General features: G+C 54.6%; 20 protein-coding genes and 1 pseudogene. 10 read left to right on the top strand and 11 right to left on the bottom strand.

Annotation, left to right across the window (positions count from 1 at the left end; all coding sequences use genetic code 11):
- Positions 1–61: 61 nt before the first annotated feature.
- Together C813_RS45535 and tpiA are read left to right on the top strand one after the other, a co-directional pair.
- Positions 62–661 carry a DUF1454 family protein gene (locus C813_RS45535; RefSeq protein WP_017459646.1) on the top strand — a complete coding sequence of 200 codons (600 nt, stop codon included), beginning with the start codon at positions 62–64 and terminating at the stop codon, positions 659–661.
- Between the two features lie 107 nt (positions 662–768).
- Positions 769–1,536, top strand: a complete 768-nt coding sequence (tpiA, locus tag C813_RS45540) for a triose-phosphate isomerase (RefSeq protein ID WP_017459647.1) — start codon at positions 769–771, stop codon at positions 1,534–1,536.
- A 39-nt stretch (positions 1,537–1,575) separates the two neighbouring features.
- On the opposite strand, the gene C813_RS45545 is transcribed toward tpiA, so the two are convergent.
- The 6 genes from C813_RS45545 to cpxP form a co-directional block, all read right to left on the bottom strand.
- Positions 1,576–2,880 (bottom strand): SLC13 family permease, encoded by a 1,305-nt coding sequence (locus C813_RS45545; protein ID WP_017459648.1) that lies wholly within the window; start codon positions 2,878–2,880, stop codon positions 1,576–1,578.
- A gap of 73 nt (positions 2,881–2,953) precedes the next feature.
- The gene (locus tag C813_RS45550; protein WP_017459649.1) at positions 2,954–3,712 is read right to left on the bottom strand and encodes a CDP-diacylglycerol diphosphatase; all 759 of its coding nucleotides are present in this window, start codon (positions 3,710–3,712) and stop codon (positions 2,954–2,956) included.
- Positions 3,713–3,834: 122 nt separating this feature from the next.
- Positions 3,835–4,824: a sulfate ABC transporter substrate-binding protein gene (locus tag C813_RS45555; protein WP_017459650.1), complete on the bottom strand. Its 990-nt coding sequence runs from the start codon at positions 4,822–4,824 to the stop codon at positions 3,835–3,837.
- 146 nt (positions 4,825–4,970) lie between these two features.
- Complete coding sequence (gene pfkA, locus C813_RS45560; RefSeq protein ID WP_017459651.1) at positions 4,971–5,933, bottom strand: 6-phosphofructokinase; 963 nt, start codon at positions 5,931–5,933, stop codon at positions 4,971–4,973.
- Between the two features lie 201 nt (positions 5,934–6,134).
- Positions 6,135–7,019: a CDF family cation-efflux transporter FieF gene (gene fieF, locus C813_RS45565; protein WP_017459652.1), complete on the bottom strand. Its 885-nt coding sequence runs from the start codon at positions 7,017–7,019 to the stop codon at positions 6,135–6,137.
- 150 nt (positions 7,020–7,169) lie between these two features.
- On the bottom strand, positions 7,170–7,673 hold the full coding sequence (gene cpxP, locus C813_RS45570; protein ID WP_017459653.1) for a cell-envelope stress modulator CpxP: 504 nt from the start codon (positions 7,671–7,673) through the stop codon (positions 7,170–7,172).
- A 151-nt stretch (positions 7,674–7,824) separates the two neighbouring features.
- Here cpxP and cpxR point away from each other — a divergent pair, with 151 nt between their 5' ends.
- Entirely contained in the window at positions 7,825–8,523 is a 699-nt protein-coding gene (gene cpxR / locus C813_RS45575) for an envelope stress response regulator transcription factor CpxR (protein WP_017459654.1), read from the top strand.
- Positions 8,520–9,893, top strand: coding sequence for an envelope stress sensor histidine kinase CpxA (gene cpxA, locus C813_RS45580; protein WP_017459655.1), 1,374 nt, complete (start codon positions 8,520–8,522; stop codon positions 9,891–9,893). The genes cpxR and cpxA overlap by 4 nt, the downstream gene beginning before the upstream one ends.
- A 17-nt stretch (positions 9,894–9,910) precedes the next feature.
- Here the strand turns inward: cpxA and yiiM are convergent.
- Positions 9,911–10,601, bottom strand: a pseudogene (gene yiiM, locus C813_RS45585) (6-hydroxyaminopurine reductase).
- Positions 10,602–10,813: 212 nt separating this feature from the next.
- Here yiiM and C813_RS45590 point away from each other — a divergent pair.
- On the top strand, positions 10,814–11,656 hold the full coding sequence (locus C813_RS45590; protein WP_046199738.1) for a dihydrodipicolinate synthase family protein: 843 nt from the start codon (positions 10,814–10,816) through the stop codon (positions 11,654–11,656).
- 36 nt (positions 11,657–11,692) lie between these two features.
- Here the strand turns inward: C813_RS45590 and kdgT are convergent, their stop codons facing one another.
- Together kdgT and sodA are read right to left on the bottom strand one after the other, a co-directional pair.
- Positions 11,693–12,676, bottom strand: a complete 984-nt coding sequence (kdgT, locus tag C813_RS45595; protein WP_017459658.1) for a 2-keto-3-deoxygluconate transporter — start codon at positions 12,674–12,676, stop codon at positions 11,693–11,695.
- A 255-nt stretch (positions 12,677–12,931) separates the two neighbouring features.
- Positions 12,932–13,552, bottom strand: a complete 621-nt coding sequence (gene sodA / locus C813_RS45600; protein WP_017459659.1) for a superoxide dismutase [Mn] — start codon at positions 13,550–13,552, stop codon at positions 12,932–12,934.
- Between the two features lie 289 nt (positions 13,553–13,841).
- Between sodA and rhaT the strand changes: the two genes are divergently transcribed.
- Positions 13,842–14,876 carry an L-rhamnose/proton symporter RhaT gene (gene rhaT / locus C813_RS45605; RefSeq protein WP_017459660.1) on the top strand — a complete coding sequence of 345 codons (1,035 nt, stop codon included), beginning with the start codon at positions 13,842–13,844 and terminating at the stop codon, positions 14,874–14,876.
- Here rhaT and rhaR read toward each other — a convergent pair whose 3' ends face one another.
- Both rhaR and rhaS (C813_RS45615) read right to left on the bottom strand, forming a co-directional pair.
- Positions 14,877–15,725, bottom strand: coding sequence for an HTH-type transcriptional activator RhaR (gene rhaR / locus C813_RS45610; protein WP_017459661.1), 849 nt, complete (start codon positions 15,723–15,725; stop codon positions 14,877–14,879).
- Positions 15,726–15,798: 73 nt separating this feature from the next.
- Positions 15,799–16,635 carry an HTH-type transcriptional activator RhaS gene (gene rhaS, locus C813_RS45615; protein ID WP_017459662.1) on the bottom strand — a complete coding sequence of 279 codons (837 nt, stop codon included), beginning with the start codon at positions 16,633–16,635 and terminating at the stop codon, positions 15,799–15,801.
- A 299-nt stretch (positions 16,636–16,934) separates the two neighbouring features.
- On the opposite strand from rhaS (C813_RS45615), the gene rhaB reads away from it, so the two are divergent.
- The 4 genes from rhaB to rhaS (C813_RS45635) all read left to right on the top strand — a co-directional run bounded on the left by rhaB (position 16,935) and on the right by rhaS (C813_RS45635) (position 21,625).
- Complete coding sequence (rhaB, locus tag C813_RS45620; RefSeq protein ID WP_017459663.1) at positions 16,935–18,404, top strand: rhamnulokinase; 1,470 nt, start codon at positions 16,935–16,937, stop codon at positions 18,402–18,404.
- A complete protein-coding gene (rhaA, locus tag C813_RS45625) occupies positions 18,401–19,660 on the top strand; it encodes an L-rhamnose isomerase (protein ID WP_017459664.1) in 1,260 nt (419 codons plus the stop codon). Before rhaB ends, rhaA begins: the two co-directional genes overlap by 4 nt.
- Positions 19,661–19,725: 65 nt before the next feature.
- On the top strand, positions 19,726–20,556 hold the full coding sequence (gene rhaD / locus C813_RS45630) for a rhamnulose-1-phosphate aldolase (RefSeq protein ID WP_017459665.1): 831 nt from the start codon (positions 19,726–19,728) through the stop codon (positions 20,554–20,556).
- A gap of 82 nt (positions 20,557–20,638) precedes the next feature.
- Complete coding sequence (rhaS, locus tag C813_RS45635) at positions 20,639–21,625, top strand: rhamnose ABC transporter substrate-binding protein (RefSeq protein WP_017459666.1); 987 nt, start codon at positions 20,639–20,641, stop codon at positions 21,623–21,625.
- Positions 21,626–21,673 lie beyond the last annotated feature (48 nt).

Below are 21,673 nucleotides of genomic sequence, written 5' to 3' on the forward strand. Positions count from 1 at the left end.
TTTTGACAAGCCAGCCCGATATCGTTTTAATCGTGAGCAAACTCAACAGAGGGCGAAGTGAATGAAAGCATGGCGTTATCCCATTTGGCTGCTCTTTTCCGCGCTGATTTTCAGCATGCCGATTCATGCAGAAGAGCCGCCGACCGCCACCACTGCGCCCTATTTATGGCCGGGCGCACCGACATTTGACCAGTCGATTAGTCAGTTTCGAGAGAAATTCAACACCGATAACCCAACGCTGGCACTCAGCGAATTTCGCGCGGTGGATAGCCGGGGCGATCAGGCGAACCTGACGCGCGCAGCCACGAAAATCAATGATTACCTCTACGCCTCGACGGCGCTGGAGCGCGGCACGCTGAAAATCAAATCGATGCAGATTACCTGGCTGCCAGTGCAAGGCCCGGAGCAAAAAGCGGCGAAAGCAAAGGCTCAGGAGTATATGGCGGCGTTTATCCGCGCCTTTTCACCGACGCTAACCGCCGCGCAAAGTACGCAAAAGCTGCAAAAATTGCTGACTAACGGCAAAAACAAACCTTACTACGCCGAAACGGAAGGTGCGATTCGCTATGTGGTGGCAGACAACGGCGAAAAAGGGCTGACCTTCGCTGTTGAACCGATTAAGCTGACGCTATCTGATTCGCTGGAAGAGAACAATAAATGACAAAAAGCAAAGCCTTTCAGGGGATGAATCTCTATACTGTTTCACAGACCATGCTGCCCTGAGGGGCGGCCATATTCCTTAATTCGCCAAGCGCGTGGAGAGTAAAAATGCGACATCCTTTAGTGATGGGTAACTGGAAACTGAACGGCAGCCGCCACATGGTAAACGAACTGGTTGCAAACCTGCGTACCGAGCTGGCTGGCGTAACGGGTTGTGCTGTCTCAATCGCTCCGCCGGAAATGTACCTCGATCTGGCTAAACATGCGGCTGACGGCAGCCACATCGTACTGGGCGCGCAAAACGTTGACGTTAACCTGTCTGGCGCATTCACCGGCGAAACCTCTGCCGAAATGCTGAAAGATATTGGCGCGAAATACATCATCATCGGCCACTCTGAGCGCCGTACTTACCACAAAGAATCCGACGAGTTGATCGCGAAAAAATTCGCTGTGCTGAAAGCGCAGGGTCTGACGCCGGTTCTGTGCATCGGTGAAACCGAAGCAGAAAACGAAGCCGGTAAAACCGAAGAAGTGTGCGCACGTCAGATCGACGCCGTGCTGAAAACGCAGGGCGCGGCGGCATTCGAAGGCGCGGTAATTGCCTACGAACCGGTTTGGGCTATCGGTACCGGCAAATCCGCTACCCCGGCTCAGGCACAGGCTGTTCACAAATTTATCCGTGACCACATTGCTAAAGCCGACGCGAAAGTGGCTGAACAAGTGATCATTCAGTACGGCGGTTCCGTTAACGCTGGCAACGCAGCTGAGCTGTTCACCCAGCCGGATATCGACGGCGCACTGGTTGGCGGCGCATCCCTGAAAGCAGACGCTTTTGCGGTGATCGTTAAAGCGGCAGAAGCTGCAAAACAGGCGTAATTCTGTTTTACCCTCTCCCACCCGGGAGAGGGTTTTACCTCACAATTTCCCCAACATGCTAAACCACGCGTAATCCAGCGGTAACAACACCAGATACGTCACCACTGCCAGTGCCAGACAGAGCAGCATCCCCGATCTCGCCGGCACTTTGCCGAGCGCCATCGCCACCACAATCGGCGACGCCTGATACGGCAACAGCGGCGTGGAATATCCCAGCACCTGAATCATGATCACTGACAACAACGGAAAACCGGTGGCGTCGGCAAAACTCTGCGCAAGCGTAGTAAACAGTGCAGGTACGCCGTTAGCGGTCATAATAAAATTCAGGGCGGTGGTAATGCCGGTCAGCGCCAGGAAACTGGTGAATGGCCGCGCCGAATCGAGCGGCATCACATGCAGCAGCGCATCACCGACGGCGCTACCGATCCCGGTTTGCGTCACCGTAATCGCCAGGCCAAGAATTCCCGCCACATAGATACAGGTGCGAATATTCACGCCGCTGGAAAATTCATCACCCGTGATAAACCCCACGCGCGGCAGCAGCGTCACGCAGGCGGCAGCTAGCCCCGTCCACGCAGGCCCGATGCCGTGCCAGCTTTCGGTAACCCACAACGTCAGCACCACCGCCAGCATCCACGCCAGCCGTTTCTCTGCCCGGCTCATCGGTTCAGAAGGGGCTTGCTCGCGGGGCGCACGTGGCTGACCGGGAAAAAGCCAGCAAATAAGGCCAATCAAGATCAGCCCTTTTAAAATGCCAAGCACCGGCGTATGCAACAGCAGATAAGGCACATAGTTAAGATGAATGCCGTAAGAGCCTTCTGCCGCGCCGCTCATCACCAGGTTTGGTACGTTGGCGGGCAAAATGGTTGCCGATAACTGAAAAGTGCCGAAACCGACCGCCAGCGCCAGCCCATACCAGGAGCGCGTCCCTTCGTTAATGCCTGCGCGCGCTGCCATTGCTGCGACGATTGGCATCAACAACGCAATGCGTCCCATGTTCGAAGGCATCACAAACGCCAGCGCGTAACTTAGCAGTACGACGCTTGCGACCATTTGCAGCCATGAGTCGGTCAGCTTTGCCGATAATGCTCTCGCCGCCCGATCCGCCAGACCGGTTTTGCGTATTGCCACACCGAGCACAAAACCGCTGAACACCAGCCAGAAGGCCGATGAAGCGAAACCGCCAAAAATGACGTCCGGCGGCGCAATTTTCGCTACCATCGCCGCCGTAAAAAACAGCAGCGCGGTGATAAATTCCGGCAATAACGAGGTGGCCCACAGCACGATGGTGATGCCGACAATGACAGAGGGAAGGAACAGAGGGTGAGCAAACCAGAGCGACATGCCTGTCTCCTGTAGATTTTTTCAGCAAGTCTACGGTGACAGGCAGACGGAGTAAACGTGAATTATGGTGGGGTTATTTCAGGATATCGCATTGATGATCCTGAATTTCCTCTGCCGATGCGCGGTTTAGCGCTAACAGATCACGCTCGGTGGCCAGCAACACAAATGAGCCATCGGCCTGCTGTGCCATTGCCAGCGCGAATCGTCCCATATGCGCTTTTGCTTCCGGCACTTCTTCTGCCAGCATCACAAACGGGCTGCGTTGCACCAACTCCGCTTCTGTCACGCGGCGCGCTAAATATTGATGACCGAGCAGACCGCCAGGAAACGCTAACCACTGGCTGCTGATACGTGCGGCATTGTCATTCAGTTGCGTGCGCACATCGGAACGCAGGCAGGAGATATGGATATGAAAATGGTTCTGTGTGCGCCCGGAGCGTGAATTAATGGTCAACGAGATGGCGTTGTCCGGCACCGTACTACCACGCAGTTTGCTCATCACATCGCGGGATTGCCACGCTTGCCAGAAGAAGTTGGGCGTTGCCGGTTGCAGCAGCAACGGGCTTTCCGTGCCGTTGATGCGATAAGTTGGCATCAGCAAAAACTGCAGCGGCCCATTGCGATCTTTCATCAACACATAGCCGCTTTTCAGGTTCACCTGGGCGCAGGGTTTTGGCGAGTTATGCTCGCGCATGTTCGGTAAACATTGTTCGGTGACAATATGACGCAGCGCATCCGGGTTACCGCTGTTTTTAAACCATAACCACGCTCCCGCCGCTGCCAGTAAGGCCAGCACCAACAGAATAATGACGATGCGACGCACTGTTTTCATTTTTTCCGCTTCCTTTGCTGAAAGAACCGGAATGATAGCGCAAATTGCAGGGCAAGTTGGAAATCCTGGATTTTACGCAGGTGAAAAGCAAAAACGCCCTCTTATGAGGGCGTTTGGGGGGATTAACGTTTACTGATTTGGTCGAACGTACCACCGTTGGAGAAGTGCTCTTTTTGCGCCTTCGTCCAGCCACCGAACACATCATCAATGGTGAACAGTTTCAGTTTCGGGAACGCGCTGGCGTATTTCGCCGCTATCTGCGCGTCACGCGGACGATAGAAGTTCTTCGCGGCAATCTCCTGGCCTTCCGGCGAGTAGAGATATTTCAGATAGGCTTCCGCGACTTTCTCAGTCCCTTTCTTCTCTGCCACTTTGTCGACAACAGAGACGGTCGGTTCTGCGAGAATAGATTCGCTCGGGGTGACAATTTCAAACTTGTCTTTGCCCAGTTCGTTCGTTGCCAGCAGCGCTTCGTTTTCCCACGCAATCAATACATCACCGATGCCGCGCTCAACAAAGGTATTGGTCGCACCGCGTGCGCCGGAATCCAGCACTTCGACATTTTTAAACAGCGCTTTGACGAACTCCTGCGCTTTTGCCTGATCGCCGCCGTTCTGATGCAGCGCGTAGCCCCAGGCAGCCAGGTAGTTCCAGCGTGCGCCGCCGGAGCTTTTCGGGTTCGGCGTGATCACTGAAACACCGGGTTTAATCAGATCGTTCCAGTCATGAATCTGTTTCGGGTTGCCTTTACGGACCAGGAAAACGATGGTCGAAGTGTACGGAGCGGAATTGTCTGGCAAGCGTTTGATCCAGTTTTTATCGATACGGCCACGTTCTGCAATCGCGTCGACATCGTAGGCCAGCGCCAGAGTTACCACATCGGCGTCGATACCGTTGATAACCGATGTTGCTTGTTTGCCGGAGCCGCCATGGGACTGACGGATCACAACGTTGTCGCCAGTCTCTTGTTTCCAGTGCGCGCTGAAAGCTTTGTTGTATTGCTCATACAGCTCACGCGTTGGATCGTAAGAGACGTTTAATAACTGGATATCCTTTGCCAGAACGCTGGTAGAAGCCAGCAATAATGTAATCCCCAAGCCCCATTTATTCATCGCCCGCTCTCTTAAAGTTATCGATTTTGATGTCGCCAGACTGCCAGAAAGACATCCAATGATTAAAGAATAAAAAAAGATTGGCTATAACTTTGGGAATAAATCAGGATAAAAAAACGCCCTCGTTATTGAGGGCGTTCTTGCTCTTAGTAGAGTTTTTTCGCGCAGTCGAGCCAGTCGCCTTTGAACGGGCGTTTCATGTTCTCGATAGCATCGATGATGTCGTGATGCACCATTTTTTCGTTCTGAATACCAACACAACGGCCGCCATAACCTTGCAGTAGCAGTTCGATCGCGTAAGAACCCATACGGGAAGCCAGAATGCGGTCGTAAGGCACCGGAGAACCGCCGCGCTGGATATGACCAAGAACGGTGGCGCGGGTTTCACGCTGGGTTTCGCTTTCGATGTATTTCGCCAGCTCGTCGATATCGCAGATGTGCTCGGTAATCGCTACGATGGCGTGTTTTTTACCTTTGGCGATACCCGCTTTGATTTCTGCTACCAGATCTTCACGGTTGAATTCCACTTCAGGCAGTACGATAAACTCGCAACCGCCCGCAATCGCCGCCGCCAGCGTCAGGTCGCCGCAGTAGCGACCCATCACTTCAACGATGGAAATACGCTGGTGGGAAGAAGAGGTGTCACGCAGGCGGTCAATGGCTTCCACCACGGTTTGCAAGGCGGTGAAGTAACCGATGGTGTAGTCGGTACCTGCTACGTCGTTATCGATGGTGCCCGGCAGACCGATGCACGGGAAACCCATCTCAGTCAGGCGTTTAGCACCCATGTAGGAACCGTCGCCGCCGATAACAACCAGCGCGTCGATACCGCGTTTTTTCATGTTCTCAATAGCCACGGCGCGGATATGCTCTTCACGGAATTCCGGGAAGCGGGCGGAGCCGAGGAATGTACCGCCGCGGTTGATCATGTCGGACACGCTGTAGCGGTCAAGTTGGATCATGCGGTCTTCGTACAGGCCGAGGTAACCGTCATAGATACCTGCAACTTCCAGACCTTCTGTCAATGCTGCGCGGACGACACCGCGGATCGCGGCATTCATGCCTGGCGCATCACCGCCACTTGTCAACACACCGATTTTTTTAATCATGACTACCTCTGAACTTAGGAATGCAAAATAAAATTCTGTGGCCCGAAGCGACTCCCCTGTGGGAGCGAACAACTATGCTGCAAATAGTATATCAATCCCAGCTTGCTGAATTGATTCAGGTCAGACCAAATGGCGGTAATTTATACACAAAAAGTTGGTCTGGCTCACTTTTTACAACGAAATACGAAAGCCTCTACGTGCTTATCGTCCTTGAGGTACTACCGAACAAGGATCCTGATGGATTATCACATCAGAACCCGGGAAACGTTGCAGAATCGCCTGTTCTACCTGCTCAGCAATAAGATGCGCCTGAACGAGCGGCAGGTTATCTTCCATTTCCAGATGTATTTGAATAAAGCGGGTCGGCCCTGACTGCCGCGTGCGAAGATCGTGAGCGCCGCTGACGCCCGGCCAGGAGGTGACAATGGTGAAAATTTCCTGTCGCTCTTCGTCGGGTAAAGCTCTGTCCAGCAATGCCTGAACTGCGTCATACCCCATGTGTAACGCGCTATACAAAATATAGCTGCCAATACCCAACGCAAACAATGCATCGGCACGATGCCATCCATACCAGGAGAGCCCCAGCGCGATGAGAATTGCGCCGTTCATCATAACATCAGACTGATAATGAAGCATATCCGCCCGCACCGCCTGGCTGTGGGTTTTCCGCACGACCCAGCGCTGAAAAGTGACAAGGATCACAGTGCTAAACAGCGCGATCAACGTGACCGTAATACCAATGCCAGCATCACGAAGCGGTTCAGGCTTAGCAAGGTGCTGAATACCGGTCAAAAACAGGAACAAGGCTGAACCAGAAATAAACATACTTTGTGCCAGCGCCGCCAGCGATTCCGCCTTTCCGTGACCGAATGTGTGCTCTTCGTCAGCAGGTTGCAGCGAATAGCGTACAACCAGCAAGTTGGTTAGCGACGCAGCAATATCCACCAGCGAATCAACCAGCGCCGCCAAAATACTGACCGAACCGGTAAACCACCACGCGAAGATTTTAATTACCAGCAGTGACGATGCCATGACGGTCGCCGCAACCGCTGCCCGGGTGACCAGACGCCCATAGGATTGATTCATAAACGCTCCTGCTTGGATCCAGCAGGGATTATAACGAAAGCCAGGCAACAGCAATGGGGAAATTAAGCGGTGGAATTGCGGGCAAAAAAAACCCCCACATCATGTGGGGGAAGACAGGGATGGTGTCTATGGCAAGGAAAACAGGGTTTGTTACTGGTAATGCCGGGTACTACTGCTACTTAAAACTGTCGACGGAGAACTTTGTTGCATCTGTGCGACTTCGCGCAGTTGCGTCATCCGTTGCTGGTGTTTCTGGTTTAAAACCGCTTGCTGCTCCGGTGTAAGCAGGTTGTACATCTGGTTGCGGACTTTCGCCATTTCAACCTGACGAGCAACTTGCTCCTGCGCCATTTTTTCTGCCTGAGCGCGCACAGCGTTTTCATCAAAATTTTCTGCGGTGACAAGGCGATGCATTGTCTCCATTTCGCTAACATTTACAGGAGGCTGATCGTGCCGCGCCTGCCTCATTAAATCCCGCATCTGCTGACGCTGATGTTCGGTTAAATTAATACCGTCGAACATATGGCTCTGAACACTGCGCTGTGCAAACCCATCAATCGGGTGCCAGTTATCGCCTGTTACGACGCCAGCAGCCTGGCTAACGGTGCTAAACGCCAGCGTTGAGGCCATGACGGCAGCGGTAACGATGCGCATCATTTACTCCAGTAACCTTTTCGTCTCACGATTCAACGATAATCAGTCTACGATTCAGGCTGCAAACATGCGTCAGGGGGTGTAAAACAACGTAAAGTCATGGATTAGCGAGTCTCGATGACGTAATTTCTGCCTCGGAGGTATTTAAACAATGAATAAAATCCTTTTAGTAGATGATGACCGAGAGCTTACTTCCCTGTTAAAGGAGCTACTCGACATGGAAGGTTTCAATGTGCTCGTTGCCCATGACGGGGAGCAGGCGCTCGACCTCCTCGACGACAGCATTGACCTGCTTTTGCTTGATGTCATGATGCCGAAGAAAAACGGTATCGACACACTTAAAGAGCTACGCCAGACACACCAGACACCGGTCATTATGCTGACCGCACGCGGCAGCGAACTCGATCGCGTTCTCGGCCTTGAGCTGGGCGCGGATGACTATCTGCCAAAACCGTTTAACGATCGTGAATTGGTCGCGCGTATTCGCGCAATCTTGCGCCGCTCGCACTGGAGCGAGCAGCAGCAAAACAACGATAACGGCTCACCCACGCTTGAAGTGGACGCGCTGAGTCTTAATCCGGGTCGTCAGGAAGCCAGCTTTGAAGGCCAGGCGCTGGAACTGACCGGCACTGAATTCACGCTGCTTTACTTGCTGGCGCAACATTTAGGCCAAGTGGTATCGCGTGAACATTTGAGCCAGGAAGTGCTGGGTAAACGTTTAACGCCGTTCGACCGCGCTATTGATATGCATATTTCCAATCTGCGCCGCAAACTGCCAGAGCGTAAAGATGGGCATCCGTGGTTTAAAACCCTGCGCGGCCGCGGTTATCTGATGGTGTCCGCTTCATGATAGGAAGTTTGACCGCCCGCATCTTTGCCATTTTCTGGTTAACGCTGGCGCTGGTATTGATGCTGGTTTTGATGGTGCCAAAGCTGGACTCCCGTCAGATGACGGAATTGCTGGACAGTGAGCAGCGTCAGGGCGTGATGATTGAACAGCATGTTGAAGCGGAACTGTCGAACGACCCGCCGAACGATCTGATGTGGTGGCGCAGGCTTTTCCGCGCCATCGACAAATGGGCGCCGCCGGGTCAACGTCTGCTGCTGGTGACCAGCGAAGGGCGCGTCATTGGCGCCGAACGCAACGAGATGCAAATCATCCGTAACTTCATCGGCCAGGCGGACAACTCCGACCATCCGCAGAAAAAGAAATATGGCCGGGTCGAAATGGTAGGGCCCTTCTCCGTTCGTGACGGGGAAGATAACTACCAACTCTATCTGATTCGTCCCGCCAGCAGTTCGCAATCTGACTTTATCAACCTGTTGTTTGACCGCCCGTTATTGCTGTTGATTGTCACCATGCTTATCAGCTCGCCGCTGCTGTTGTGGCTGGCATGGAGCCTGGCGAAACCGGCGCGTAAGTTGAAAAATGCGGCGGATGAAGTGGCGCAAGGCAACTTGCGGCAGCATCCGGAACTGGAATCAGGGCCGCAAGAGTTTCTGGCCGCCGGCGCCAGTTTCAACCAGATGGTGACAGCGCTCGAACGCATGATGACCGCGCAGCAGCGCCTGCTTTCCGACATCTCGCACGAACTGCGTACACCGCTCACACGCTTGCAGCTCGGCACCGCCCTGCTGCGTCGCCGCAGCGGCGAAAGCAAAGAGCTGGAGCGTATTGAAACTGAAGCACAGCGGCTGGACAGCATGATCAACGATCTGCTGGTGATGTCGCGCAATCAGCAGAAAAACGCGCTGGTCAGCGAAACGGTGAAAGCCAATCAGATGTGGAATGAGGTGCTGGATAACGCGGCGTTTGAAGCGGAGCAGATGGGCAAATCCCTGACCATCAATTTCCCGCCGGGCCCATGGCCGCTGTACGGTAACCCCAGCGCGCTGGAAAGTGCGGTCGAAAACATTGTGCGCAACGCGCTGCGTTACTCGCACAGCAAAATCGAAGTCAGTTTCGCGGTGGATAAAGACGGCATCACCATTAACGTGGACGATGACGGTCCCGGCGTCAGCCCGGAAGACAGGGAACAGATTTTCCGCCCGTTCTACCGCACCGATGAAGCGCGCGATCGCGAGTCCGGCGGTACGGGGCTTGGTCTGGCGATTGTCGAAACCGCTATCCAGCAGCATCGCGGCTGGGTAAAAGCAGACGACAGCCCGCTCGGCGGTTTACGCCTGACGATATGGCTGCCGTTATATAAACGCGCTTGATAACTCGCCCTCTCCGTTCACCGGAGGGGCGTTTTATTTTCCCAACAACCTGCGCGAATTATCTTCAATCGTGCCGCTCAAACGCCGCTTTTGCATCGTACGCGTCCAGCTCGCCGACAATCCCGCTGCTGCCAGCAGGCGATGATATTGCTCGTCGTCAAACGGCTGAAACCAGGCAATCGCCGCCGCGTCATAGACGCTGACATCGCTCACGCGTGAAACCAGCTCCAGCGGCGCTTCAGCCGATACATTGCCGCCCGCAATCACCCGATAAAGCCAGCCAGTGCGGCCGCTGGACTGCATCTGCGTTGACATATCGCTGATACCAAAGTGGAAATTGAGTTTGAAACAGGGCGAGCGCGGTTGCGTCACCTGAATCAGCGCGTCGCCCCAGCGAAAGATATCGCCGATAAAGACATTTTTCTCTGTCAGGCCGCTGGTGGAAAGGTTTTCGCCAAACGCCGGGGCACAAAATAATGCCGCCTGCTGCGGAAACATCTGCGCCCAGTGTGCATAGTGTTCTCGCGGGTAGTGGCACAACGCACGATCCGTCCCACCGTGGTAACTCTTTTCCGCCTGCTCGTCTCCGGCAATGCCGGTTTCGGTGAGCATGAGTTCGCCTTCAACCTGCAATTTTGCGATGGCGCTCGGTCGGCTGCCCTGATAATCCCTTATTTTTCCTACAAATACGTCAACCGGATGTTGCATATTCCCTCCAACAGGCTTCGTTCATCACGGTATTACACCACAATTGTTCGCAGACCAAACCTGCAAAAATGAGACATTCATGCACATGTGCGCCTCTGTGCCGTGCTATCACTTACCTTACGCTTTTGAAACATGATTTCATTAATCGAGGAGGCAGTGACGTGACGCAAACAATCCCCTTTTCCGGCGTCTGGTGTCCTTCCATCACGCCGATGGACAGTGAAGGCAACATCGATCTCAATGGATTAAAGCAGCATATTACCCGCCTGACGGCGGCGAAAATCGACGTGGTATTGCTGATGGGTAGCATTGGCGAATTCGCCTCTTTCTCACTGGACGAACGCGTAATGCTGATTCGTGAAGCGCGCGCTATGTCGCCCATTTCGATGGTGGCTAACGTCTCTTCCACCTGTTTTAACGACATTCTGTGGATGGCCGATGAAGCCTACCGCACCGGCTATGAAGCCGTGATGGTGCTGCCGCCTTATTACTATGGGCAAACCAGCAACCAGCTTTTAAGCTACTTCCGCGCGCTGGGCAAAGCGATCAGCGGCAAATGGTTTGCCTATAACTTCCCGGCGCGAACCGGCTGCGATTTAACCCCCGAGTTGGTGGCGACGCTGGCCGCCGAATTCCCCGATTTTGCTGGCATTAAAGACACCGTGGATTGCCAGTCGCACACCCGCAATATGATTCTGGCAACCAAGAACGTGCGCGATGATTTCGCCGTGCTGTGCGGCTACGACGAATATTTCATTCCCAACCTGCTGGCGGGCGGCGCAGGAGTGATTTCAGGCTTAAACAACGTGATGCCGGAGCTGTTCGTAAAAGCGCGGGAAGCGTGGCGGCAAGGTGATGTGGCAACGCTGCATCAGGTGCAGCAAGAGATCGGCAAATTTATGGCCATCTACAGCATCGGCGACGATTTTGTTACTACCATCAAAACCGTGGTATCGCGCAAATTTGGCTACTGTACACCCGTCGCCCGTAACTTCGGTGGCGCCCTCAATGAAGATCAGTGCAATATTATCGACACTGTTTTTGCTATCCGCTAATGCAAAAGCCGGCCTGTAAAGGTCGGCTTCATTCCGTTATTTCACGGTGTTTCGTATCGACATTTCCGCTTCCGCCCCTTTCACTTTTCGTGACCAAACGGAAGTTAGAATCGGCACCAGGATCGAGGTAACGATCACCGAAGTCGCCACCAGCGCGGTCGCGGCTGGCGCCATCGCTTTGAAGTCCGGCACCATTTCAGCAATCAGCACCGGCGTTGCCACCGCAGCACCAGCCGAACTGGAGGCTGCCAGGCCCGCAGTGCCGTCACCGCCGCCAATCAGTTTATCGGCAATTATCAGCGGGATCCCGGTAATCACAATCACCGCGACACCCAGCAAAATCCCCAGCAGCCCGGTTTGTGCAATCACACTTAAATCGATGGTGTTGCCAAGCGCGAAGGCGAAGAACGGAATCAGTGTTTGCACTGCCTTGCTGAAGAACTCGCGCAGTTCCGGGTCGAGATTACCCAGCGCGAACCCCACGAGGAATGGCAGCACCGCGCCGACAAACACATGCGGTTCAAGAGAAGCAATCCCGGCAGTGCCGAGAATAATCATCGTCATCAATGGACCGGATTCCAGCGACATCAGCACAAATGCCCCGGCCTCCTCCTTAGTGCCGTACTGCTGCATGATGGAGGCATACAACCCGCCGTTGGTCATATCCATCGATGCTACCAGCGCCAGTGTCGATAGTCCGGCAAAAAAACCCGCTTCCACGCCGTGTTCCGGAATCAACCGCGACGCGACAGCCGCCACGACCCAGGCGACCACGATTTTCGTCACCACCAGCGTGCCGGATTTACGCAGCACCGTACCGGTCGCGCTCAGTTTGATCGACGCGCCCATGCAAAAAAACCACACCGCCAGGATCGGCACGGTGCCGGTAATCATACCGTTGGTGAACGAACCGAAATACTTCCCTGCGCCGGGCGCAAAAGTGTGGCACAAGGCACCGATGAACAATGGAACCAGCATCATCCCGCCAGGGATTTTTTCTATTGCACGCTTGATTTGCATATCTTCACCTGTAAAAACCGTTCGATTTTTATGGCGCTGGCACTCCGGTTAAACGGAACAACAGCCGCGCGGATGAAGAGAGCGTAGACCCGGATTAATGCGAGAAAAGTGATCAAACAACCATAACAAAACATTATTTCATTATTTTAGGATCATCGTTCCTTTTGGTTTATGGCAGACAAAAGGAATAAAAAAACCCCGCCGGCAATGCCTGGCGGGGTTTCGACTCACGCGCTAATGCGTGACGAAAGCGGCTTATTTTTTCGCAGCGAAACGTGCAGCAGCTTCGTCCCAGTTCACCACGTTCCAGAACTCTTTGATGTAGTCCGGACGGCGGTTCTGGAATTTCAGGTAGTAAGCGTGTTCCCACACATCCAGGCCCACGATCGGGAAGCCAGACGCGCCAGAGATCGCTTCACCCATCAGCGGGGAATCCTGGTTTGCGGTAGAAACCACAGCCAGTTTGTCACCTTTCAGTACCAGCCATGCCCAGCCGGAACCAAAGCGAGTTGCCGCTGCTTTTTCGAATTCAGCTTTGAAATTGTCCACGGAACCGAAATCACGCTCGATAGCGGCTTTCAGATCGCCCTGCAGGGTAGTGCCTTTTTTCAGGCCTTTCCAGAACAGGCTGTGGTTAGCGTGACCGCCTGCGTTGTTACGCAGTACGGTTTTTTTGTCTGCTGGCAGCTGGTCCAGTTTGGTGATCAGCTCTTCAACCGGCAGGCTCGCGAACTCCGGCAGGCTTTCCAGCGCGGCGTTTGCGTTGTTCACGTAGGTCTGGTGATGTTTAGTGTGATGGATTTCCATCGTCTGCTTGTCGAAATGCGGTTCGAGGGCATCGTATGCATACGGCAGAGCGGGCAGTGTATAGCTCATATTCATCTCCATTAAGGGTAAGCGGCTATTGTGTTAACGCCGCGTAAGCAGTTGGTTCATTATAGTTAATTAAATGATATTGAAAATGTTTATCAATGCCGTAGTTTTAATAAGGTTATAACTTTTGGTTATGTTATTGAATTTGTGAAGCCGCTCACCCTCATCATGCGCTCATTGCCAGCCTGCAACGCAACGCGGCAAACGCCTCAAGGTTAATCCTCTGACCGATTTTTACACTCATCAGGTCGGCTGCTCGTATCCCGGCGATAAAAACAAAGAGGATTGTGAAATGAGTAACGCGATTACGATGGGTATTTTTTGGCATTTGATAGGTGCAGCCAGTGCAGCCTGTTTCTATGCCCCGTTTAAAAAGGTAAGAAGTTGGTCCTGGGAAACCATGTGGTCAATCGGCGGCATCGTCTCCTGGTTGATCCTTCCCTGGACTATCAGCGCGCTGTTATTGCCTGATTTTTGGGCTTATTTCAGTTCGTTTAGCGCTTCAACTCTGCTGCCGGTGTTTCTTTTCGGCGCAATGTGGGGCATCGGTAACATCAACTATGGCCTGACCATGCGCTACTTAGGCATGTCGATGGGCATTGGTATCGCCATTGGCATTACGCTGATTGTCGGTACGTTGATGACGCCGATCCTCAACGGTCACTTCGATGTGCTGATCAACACCGAAGGCGGGCGGATGACGCTGCTGGGTGTGCTGGTAGCGTTGATTGGCGTTGGCATTGTCACCCGCGCCGGTCAGTTGAAAGAGCGCAAAATGGGCATCAAAGCCGAAGAGTTCAACCTGAGAAAAGGGTTAGCGCTGGCGGTAATGTGCGGCGTGTTCTCTGCCGGGATGTCCTTTGCGATGAATGCCGCCAAACCAATGCACGAAGCCGCTGCCGCACTGGGTATCGACCCGCTCTACACTGCGCTGCCAAGTTATGTGGTGATCATGGGCGGCGGTGCGCTGGTCAACCTGAGTTTCTGTTTTATCCGCCTGGCAAAAGTAAAAAACCTGTCGCTAAAAGCCGACTTCTCGCTGGCAAAAGGGCTGATCATCAGCAATATCCTGCTTTCCGCGCTGGGCGGCCTGATGTGGTATCTGCAATTCTTCTTCTACGCCTGGGGCCATGCGCGTATTCCGGGGCAGTATGACTACATTAGTTGGATGCTGCATATGAGCTTCTATGTGCTGTGCGGCGGGCTGGTTGGGCTGGTGCTCAAAGAGTGGAAGAACGCCGGACGACAACCGGTAAGTGTGCTGAGTCTCGGTTGTGTGGTAATCATTGTCGCCGCCAATATCGTCGGCCTCGGCATGGCGAGCTAATCAGGCAGCAACCCGGCTACGATGACGCCACTGACCTGGCGTCATCCCTACCTCGCGGCTAAACACCACCGAAAAGTAATTACTGTCCTCAAAGCCACACTGCATGGCGATTTCGCTGATCATCTGCTCGGAGTGCTGCAACAAAAATTGCGCGTGGCAAATGCGCAACTGACGCAAATAGTGGTTGATGGTCATCCCGGTTTGAGTACGAAACTGCTGGCGCAGCGCCCGCTCGCTGCACTGTTCCTGTTCACAAAAACGCTCCAGCACAAAGCTGCGATTCAGGCTGCCGGAAAGCGCGGTAATAAGCTTATCCAGCAGCGTTTCGCTATGGGTCGCGGCAAGGTTATCGGTGGCAAAACGGTGCCGTTTTAAGGTCATCACCAGTTGGGCAAACAGGGTTTCCGCCATCAAATTGGCCAGCGGATCGTCCTTCGCGCTCTCATGTTCCAGTTGCGTAATCACCTGCCGCGCCTGCGCCATTCCGCTGCTGCCAATACGCCAGTGCGGGTTCCCTGGCGCGCCGTTAAGCCCCGGAATATGCGCCGCCCAGTCGAGGTTCAGCGTCAGCCGGTCCGGACAGTAGATAATGTTCTGCAACACCAGGTCATTAACCGAGGCGTAAGAGTGGCAATCTTCGGCGCGAATATAAAACAGATCGCCGCGCGTAATGCGGTAAGGGCGGCCATTAAGCACGTGCAAACCATTGCCGCGCCACACCATCACCAGTTCGCAGAACTCATGGGTATGTTCGGCAAAAACATTTTGCGGGTAGCGATCGGCCACCGCGACCGCCTGTCCGGCGCGCGGGAAAAAGTCTGCTTTACGAAGAATTAACTGACCAGCCACAACGCCACCTCTGCCGTGAACAACCTGACATTATTAACGGAAGCCCGGCAAAAAATCGGTGATAGCCTTCTCGTTACTGAAGCAGCGTGTCGCGCCCCTGGCGGATATCACGCGGTGACCAGTCAAACTCGCGGCGAAACAGCGTCGAAAAGTGGTTACTGTCGCCGAAACCGCAGCGAAAGGCGATATCGGTAACACTCTCGTCGCTATGGCGCAGCATATGGCGCGCTTTAATCAACCGCAGGCGGTTCAAATAGCGCTGCGGCGTCATGCCGGTGGACTGTTTTAGCTGGCGGTGCAGCGTACGCAACGACAAGGTGAACTGTTCCGCCAGCGACTCCCAGCAAATATCCTCGGCGAAGTGATCCTCCAGCCACAGCATCAGCTGGTTGAGCCGCGCATCGCTGTTGCCCGCATCTTCCTGCTGGCTGCTTTTACGCAATAACACCAGCAACTGCATAAACAGGATCTCGCGGTTGGCAATGTCATGGGTTGTCGCTTCACTGCCCATCTCTTCCATCTGACTAATGATGCCGCGCACCAGCCCCAGCGTGTGTTGGCTTACCCGCCAGTGCGATGGGTAATGCCCGTCCTGCTCCTGCGGCAGCAACTGGTTCAACCCGGCAAGGAACTGGAACGCATCCGGCGAACGGTACAGCACATTGGTCAAACAGAGATTATCGGTATGTTCATACAAATGGCGGTCATGATCGCGCACAAAACAGACCGTCCCGCCGCTGATGGTATAAGGCTGACCATTGAACACATGAATCCCCGTTCCATGTTCAACAATCACAATTTCATGAAAATCATGATGATGTTCCGGAAACGCGGCCTGGGGCAATCGCGGTTCAATGGCAACGGGTGATTTACCTGACGGAAAAAAATCCACGCTATGCAATACGGTCATGATGGCCCCGGTCTTGAGAAATGTTCTCAAAATAGTAATTAAGGGTTTTCGACCTCACCTTAAATTTTCGACGCCGATTTGCGCATAGCCTGCCGTTTTTTCAAGAAACGGCCGGAAAGATCGGGAAATGTGGTGAGGGTCACAATGGCCGAAAACCTCGCGATTACTGGAAACTGTGAACTCTCTCACGTTCACCTTTGCTTTCTTGCCAGCGCGAAATCGCCGTTGTCAGTAGCAAGAAGGTACGACGGTTCCGCCCTTTTTAGACTGTCCGCAATGACTCTAAGAAGGACCCGATCATGACTTTTCGCCATTGTGTTGCGGTGGATTTAGGCGCCTCCAGCGGACGCGTCATGCTGGCGCGCTATGACCGCCAGAACCGCACGCTTTCGCTTCGCGAAATCCACCGTTTTGTAAACTGTCTGCAAAAAGTGGACGGCTTTGATTGCTGGGATATCGACGGCCTGGAAGCCGAAATCCGCCTCGGCCTGAACAAGGTTTGCGCCGAAGGCATACAACCGGACAGCATCGGTATTGATACCTGGGGCGTCGATTACATCCTGATCAATCGCGACGGCCAGCGCGTCGGGCTGCCGATTGCCTACCGCGATAATCGCACCGATGGCGTGATGCACCGGGCGCTGCAAAATCCCGGCAAAGCCGATATCTATCGCCGCAGCGGTATTCAGTTTTTACCCTTCAACACCCTGTACCAGTTACGCGCACTGGCAGAACAGCAACCGCACTTATTGGAACAGGCCGATCACGTGCTGCTGATCCCGGATTACTTCAGCTACCGCCTGACCGGCAACCTCAACTGGGAATACACCAACGCCACCACCACCCAACTGGTCAATATCAACACCGATAACTGGGATGAATCACTGCTGAGCTGGGCAGGCGTTCCGGCTCGCTGGTTTGGCACGCCAACCCATCCTGGCAACGTTATCGGCAACTGGATCTGCCCACAGGGTAATGCCATTCCGGTCGTCGCCGTCGCCAGCCACGACACTGCCAGCGCGGTTATCGCCGCACCGCTGGAAAACCACGATGCGGCGTATCTCTCTTCCGGCACCTGGTCACTGATGGGCTTTGAGAGCAAAACCCCGCACACCAGCGATGAGGCGCTCGCCGCCAATATCACCAACGAAGGCGGTGCCGAAGGCCGTTACCGGGTGCTGAAAAACATCATGGGATTGTGGCTGCTGCAACGCGTGCTGAAAGAGCAAAACATCACCGATTTGCCAGCGCTGATCGCGCTCACCGAGCCGCTCCCTCTCTGCCGCTGCGTGATTAATCCGAACGACGATCGCTTTATCAACCCGGACAATATGAGCGCCGAAATCCAGGCCGCCTGCCGGGAAGCGGGTCAACCCGTACCGCAAAACGCTGCCGAACTGGCGCGCTGCATCTTCGATAGCCTCGCGCTGCTGTATGCCGATGTGCTGAGCGAACTGGCTTTCCTGCGTGGTAAGCCGTTTACCCGCCTGCATATTGTCGGCGGCGGCTGCCAGAACCAGTTACTGAACCAGCTCTGCGCCGATGCCTGCGGGCTGCCGGTCGTCGCCGGGCCGGTGGAGGCCTCGACACTGGGCAATATTGGCGTGCAACTGATGACGCTGGATGAGCTAAGCAACGTCGATGATTTTCGCCAGCTGGTCACGGCTAACCATTCACTGATTACGTTTTCCCCTAATCCTGATAATGAAATCGCCCGCTACGTCGCGCGCTTTCAGCAAAAACGACAGACAAAGGAGCTTTGCGCATGACCACTCAACTTGAACAAGCCTGGGACATAGCTAAACAGCGTTTCGCCGCTGTGGGGATCGATGTCGAGGAGGCACTGCGCCAGCTCGACAGGCTGCCGGTTTCCATGCACTGCTGGCAGGGCGATGACGTTGCCGGTTTCGAAAATCCGGAAGGCAGCCTGACCGGCGGCATTCAGGCTACCGGCAATTATCCGGGTAAAGCGCGCAATGCCACGGAATTACGCGCCGATCTGGAACAAGCGCTAAGCCTGATCCCCGGTCCGAAACGCCTGAACCTGCATGCGATTTATCACGAAGCCGAAACGCCGGTCGCGCGTAATGAAATCAAACCCGAGCACTTCAAAAACTGGGTGCAGTGGGCAAAAGCCAATAACCTGGGGCTGGACTTCAACCCGTCCTGCTTCTCGCACCCGCTGAGCGCCGATGGCTTCACGCTTTCTCACGCCAATGACGAGATCCGCCAGTTCTGGATCGACCATGTAAAAGCCAGCCGCCGCGTTTCCGCTTACTTTGGCGAACAACTGGGTACGCCGTCGGTGATGAATATCTGGATCCCGGACGGCATGAAAGATGTCACCGTTGACCGTCTCGCGCCGCGCCAGCGTCTGCTGGCTGCGCTGGATGAGGTGATCAGCGAGAAACTGAACCCGGCGCACCATATCGACGCGGTGGAAAGTAAGCTGTTCGGCATCGGCGCTGAGAGCTACACCGTCGGCTCCAACGAGTTTTATATGGGTTACGCCACCAGCCGCCAGACCGCGCTGTGCCTCGATGCCGGTCACTTCCATCCAACGGAGGTTATCTCCGACAAAATCTCTGCCGCCATGCTCTATGTGCCGCGTCTGCTGCTGCACGTCAGCCGCCCGGTACGCTGGGACAGCGACCACGTGGTGCTGCTGGATGACGAAACCCAGGCCATCGCCAGCGAAATCATCCGCCACAAACTGTTCGACCGCGTACACATCGGGCTCGACTTTTTCGACGCCTCTATCAACCGCATCGCCGCGTGGGTAATTGGTACGCGCAACATGAAAAAAGCGCTGCTGCGCGCGCTGCTCGAACCGGTTGAACAACTGCGCAAACTGGAAGCGGATGGCGATTACACCGCGCGCCTGGCGCTGCTCGAAGAGCAGAAATCCCTGCCGTGGCAGGCGGTGTGGGAAATGTACTGCCAGCGCCACGATACGCCAGCCGGTAGCCAGTGGCTGGAAAGCGTGCGGGCCTATGAGAAAGACGTATTAAGCAAACGCGGCTAATCGCTGCGCATTCATCAGCCCGGTAAGCGCAGCGCTACCGGGCAATAAACGGGAAACAGAAGACTATGCAGACCATTACCGATTCCTGGTTCGTCCAGGGGATGATCAAAGCCACCTCGGACGCCTGGCTGAAAGGCTGGGATGAACGCAACGGCGGCAACCTGACACTGCGCCTGGATGAGGCCGATATCACATCGTTCGCCGCTGATTTTCACCAGAAACCGCGCTATATCGCCCTGAGCCAGCCGATGCCGCTGCTGGCTAACACGCCGTTTATCGTCACCGGCTCCGGCAAATTTTTCCGTAATGTGCAGCTCGATCCAGCTGCAAATTTAGGCGTTGTGAAAGTCGACAGCGACGGCGCGGGCTACCACATTCTGTGGGGGCTGGAACACGAAGCGGTACCGACGTCAGAGCTACCGGCGCACTTCTTGTCGCACTGCGAGCGCATCAAAGCCACCGGCGGGAAAGACCGTGTGATTATGCACTGCCACGCCACCAACCTGATTGCGCTGACCTACGTGCTGGAAAACACCTCTGATTTGATTACCCGCAAGCTGTGGGAAGGCAGCACCGAATGTCTGGTGGTGTTCCCGGATGGCGTTGGCATTCTGCCGTGGATGGTGCCAGGCACCGATGAAATCGGCCAGGCAACCGCCAAAGATATGCAGAAACATTCGCTGGTGCTGTGGCCCTTCCACGGTGTGTTCGGCAGCGGGCCGACGCTCGACGAAGCCTTTGGCCTGATCGACACCGCCGAGAAATCTGCCGAGGTGCTGGTAAAAATCTATTCGATGGGCGGTATGAAACAGACCATCACGCAGCAAGAGTTGATTGCGCTGGGTAAACGCTTTGGCGTGACGCCGCTGCAATCGGCATTAGATCTGTACCCATAACAACATCGCGCCCCGCTCATTGAGACGGGGCGAATCCTCACCTGCAAGCCCTACAAACACTAACTCTCGTGGAGTAAAAGCAATGAAAACAAAAGCAAGCTTAATCCTCACCGTTGCCATGCTGGCGTTGTCCGGTTCCGCTTTAGCTGAAGTAAAAATCGCCCTTGTGGCGAAATCTTTAGGTAATGGCTTTTTTGAAGCAGCAAACACCGGCGCACAGGAGGCAGCCAAAGAGCTAGGTGATGTCAAAGTGATCTACACCGGTCCCACCACCACCACGGCCGAAGCGCAGATCGAAGTGCTTAACGGGTTGATCGCCCAGGGGGTGGATGCGATCGCCATCTCCGCCAACGATCCCGATGCCGTGGTGCCGGTGCTGAAAAAAGCGATTCAGCGCGGCATCAAAGTGGTGTCGTGGGATTCCGGCGTGGCAAAAGCCGGACGCCAGATCCACCTCAACCCCTCGAATAACGCGCTGATTGGCGAAACCAACGTCAAACTGGCCGCCGATGCGCTAAAAGCGCTGAACGTTGAAAAAGGCGATGTGGCGATTCTTAGCGCCACGCCCACCTCCACCAACCAGAACATCTGGATTGCGGAGATGAAAAAGGTGCTGCCGAAGTACCCGTCGATTAACCTGGTGACCGTCGCTTATGGCGACGATCTCTCCGATAAAAGCTACCGCGAAGCGGTCGGCCTGCTGAAATCGTACCCGGACCTGAAAGTGATCGTCTCGCCGTCGTCGGTCGGCATTGTCGCGGCGGCGCAAGCGGTAAAAGACCAGGGCAAGATTGGCAAAGTGTATGTCACCGGTTTAGGGCTGCCGTCTGAAATGGCGGGCGCGATTAAGTCCGGCGCGAGCAAAAGTTTCGCCATCTGGAACCCGATCGACCTCGGTTATGCCGCCACCTATTTAGCGGATGATCTGGTGAAAGGTACGGCAACCAAAGACGAAGCCAGCATGGGCAAACTCGGCAAAGTGAAACTGGATGCCGACGGTAACGGCGCAATGGCGGAACCGTTCGTCTACGACGCCAGCAACATTGATAAGTTCTCGAAGATTTTCTGATCCCTTCCTGCCCTCTTTTGCGGGAGAGGGCAAAAACTGGAGAACTAT

The organism is Kosakonia sacchari SP1 (assembly GCF_000300455.3).
Lineage (GTDB): Bacteria > Pseudomonadota > Gammaproteobacteria > Enterobacterales > Enterobacteriaceae > Kosakonia > Kosakonia sacchari.

Excerpts from the sequence above, each read along its gene's own strand:
- tpiA (WP_017459647.1), top strand. The coding sequence starts at position 769 with ATGCGACATCCTTTAGTGATGGGTAACTGGAAACTGAACGGCAGCCGC.
- C813_RS45590 (WP_046199738.1), top strand. The coding sequence starts at position 10,814 with ATGGACAGTGAAGGCAACATCGATCTCAATGGATTAAAGCAGCATATT.
- cpxA (WP_017459655.1), top strand. The coding sequence starts at position 8,520 with ATGATAGGAAGTTTGACCGCCCGCATCTTTGCCATTTTCTGGTTAACG.
- rhaD (WP_017459665.1), top strand. The coding sequence starts at position 19,726 with ATGCAGACCATTACCGATTCCTGGTTCGTCCAGGGGATGATCAAAGCC.
- sodA (WP_017459659.1), bottom strand. The coding sequence starts at position 13,552 with ATGAGCTATACACTGCCCGCTCTGCCGTATGCATACGATGCCCTCGAA.
- fieF (WP_017459652.1), bottom strand. The coding sequence starts at position 7,019 with ATGAATCAATCCTATGGGCGTCTGGTCACCCGGGCAGCGGTTGCGGCG.
- rhaS (WP_017459662.1), bottom strand. The coding sequence starts at position 16,635 with ATGACCGTATTGCATAGCGTGGATTTTTTTCCGTCAGGTAAATCACCC.
- kdgT (WP_017459658.1), bottom strand. The coding sequence starts at position 12,676 with ATGCAAATCAAGCGTGCAATAGAAAAAATCCCTGGCGGGATGATGCTG.
- pfkA (WP_017459651.1), bottom strand. The coding sequence starts at position 5,933 with ATGATTAAAAAAATCGGTGTGTTGACAAGTGGCGGTGATGCGCCAGGC.
- rhaS (WP_017459666.1), top strand. The coding sequence starts at position 20,639 with ATGAAAACAAAAGCAAGCTTAATCCTCACCGTTGCCATGCTGGCGTTG.
- rhaA (WP_017459664.1), top strand. The coding sequence starts at position 18,401 with ATGACCACTCAACTTGAACAAGCCTGGGACATAGCTAAACAGCGTTTC.
- cpxP (WP_017459653.1), bottom strand. The coding sequence starts at position 7,673 with ATGCGCATCGTTACCGCTGCCGTCATGGCCTCAACGCTGGCGTTTAGC.
- C813_RS45550 (WP_017459649.1), bottom strand. The coding sequence starts at position 3,712 with ATGAAAACAGTGCGTCGCATCGTCATTATTCTGTTGGTGCTGGCCTTA.
- cpxR (WP_017459654.1), top strand. The coding sequence starts at position 7,825 with ATGAATAAAATCCTTTTAGTAGATGATGACCGAGAGCTTACTTCCCTG.
- C813_RS45535 (WP_017459646.1), top strand. The coding sequence starts at position 62 with ATGAAAGCATGGCGTTATCCCATTTGGCTGCTCTTTTCCGCGCTGATT.
- rhaT (WP_017459660.1), top strand. The coding sequence starts at position 13,842 with ATGAGTAACGCGATTACGATGGGTATTTTTTGGCATTTGATAGGTGCA.
- C813_RS45545 (WP_017459648.1), bottom strand. The coding sequence starts at position 2,880 with ATGTCGCTCTGGTTTGCTCACCCTCTGTTCCTTCCCTCTGTCATTGTC.
- rhaB (WP_017459663.1), top strand. The coding sequence starts at position 16,935 with ATGACTTTTCGCCATTGTGTTGCGGTGGATTTAGGCGCCTCCAGCGGA.
- C813_RS45555 (WP_017459650.1), bottom strand. The coding sequence starts at position 4,824 with ATGAATAAATGGGGCTTGGGGATTACATTATTGCTGGCTTCTACCAGC.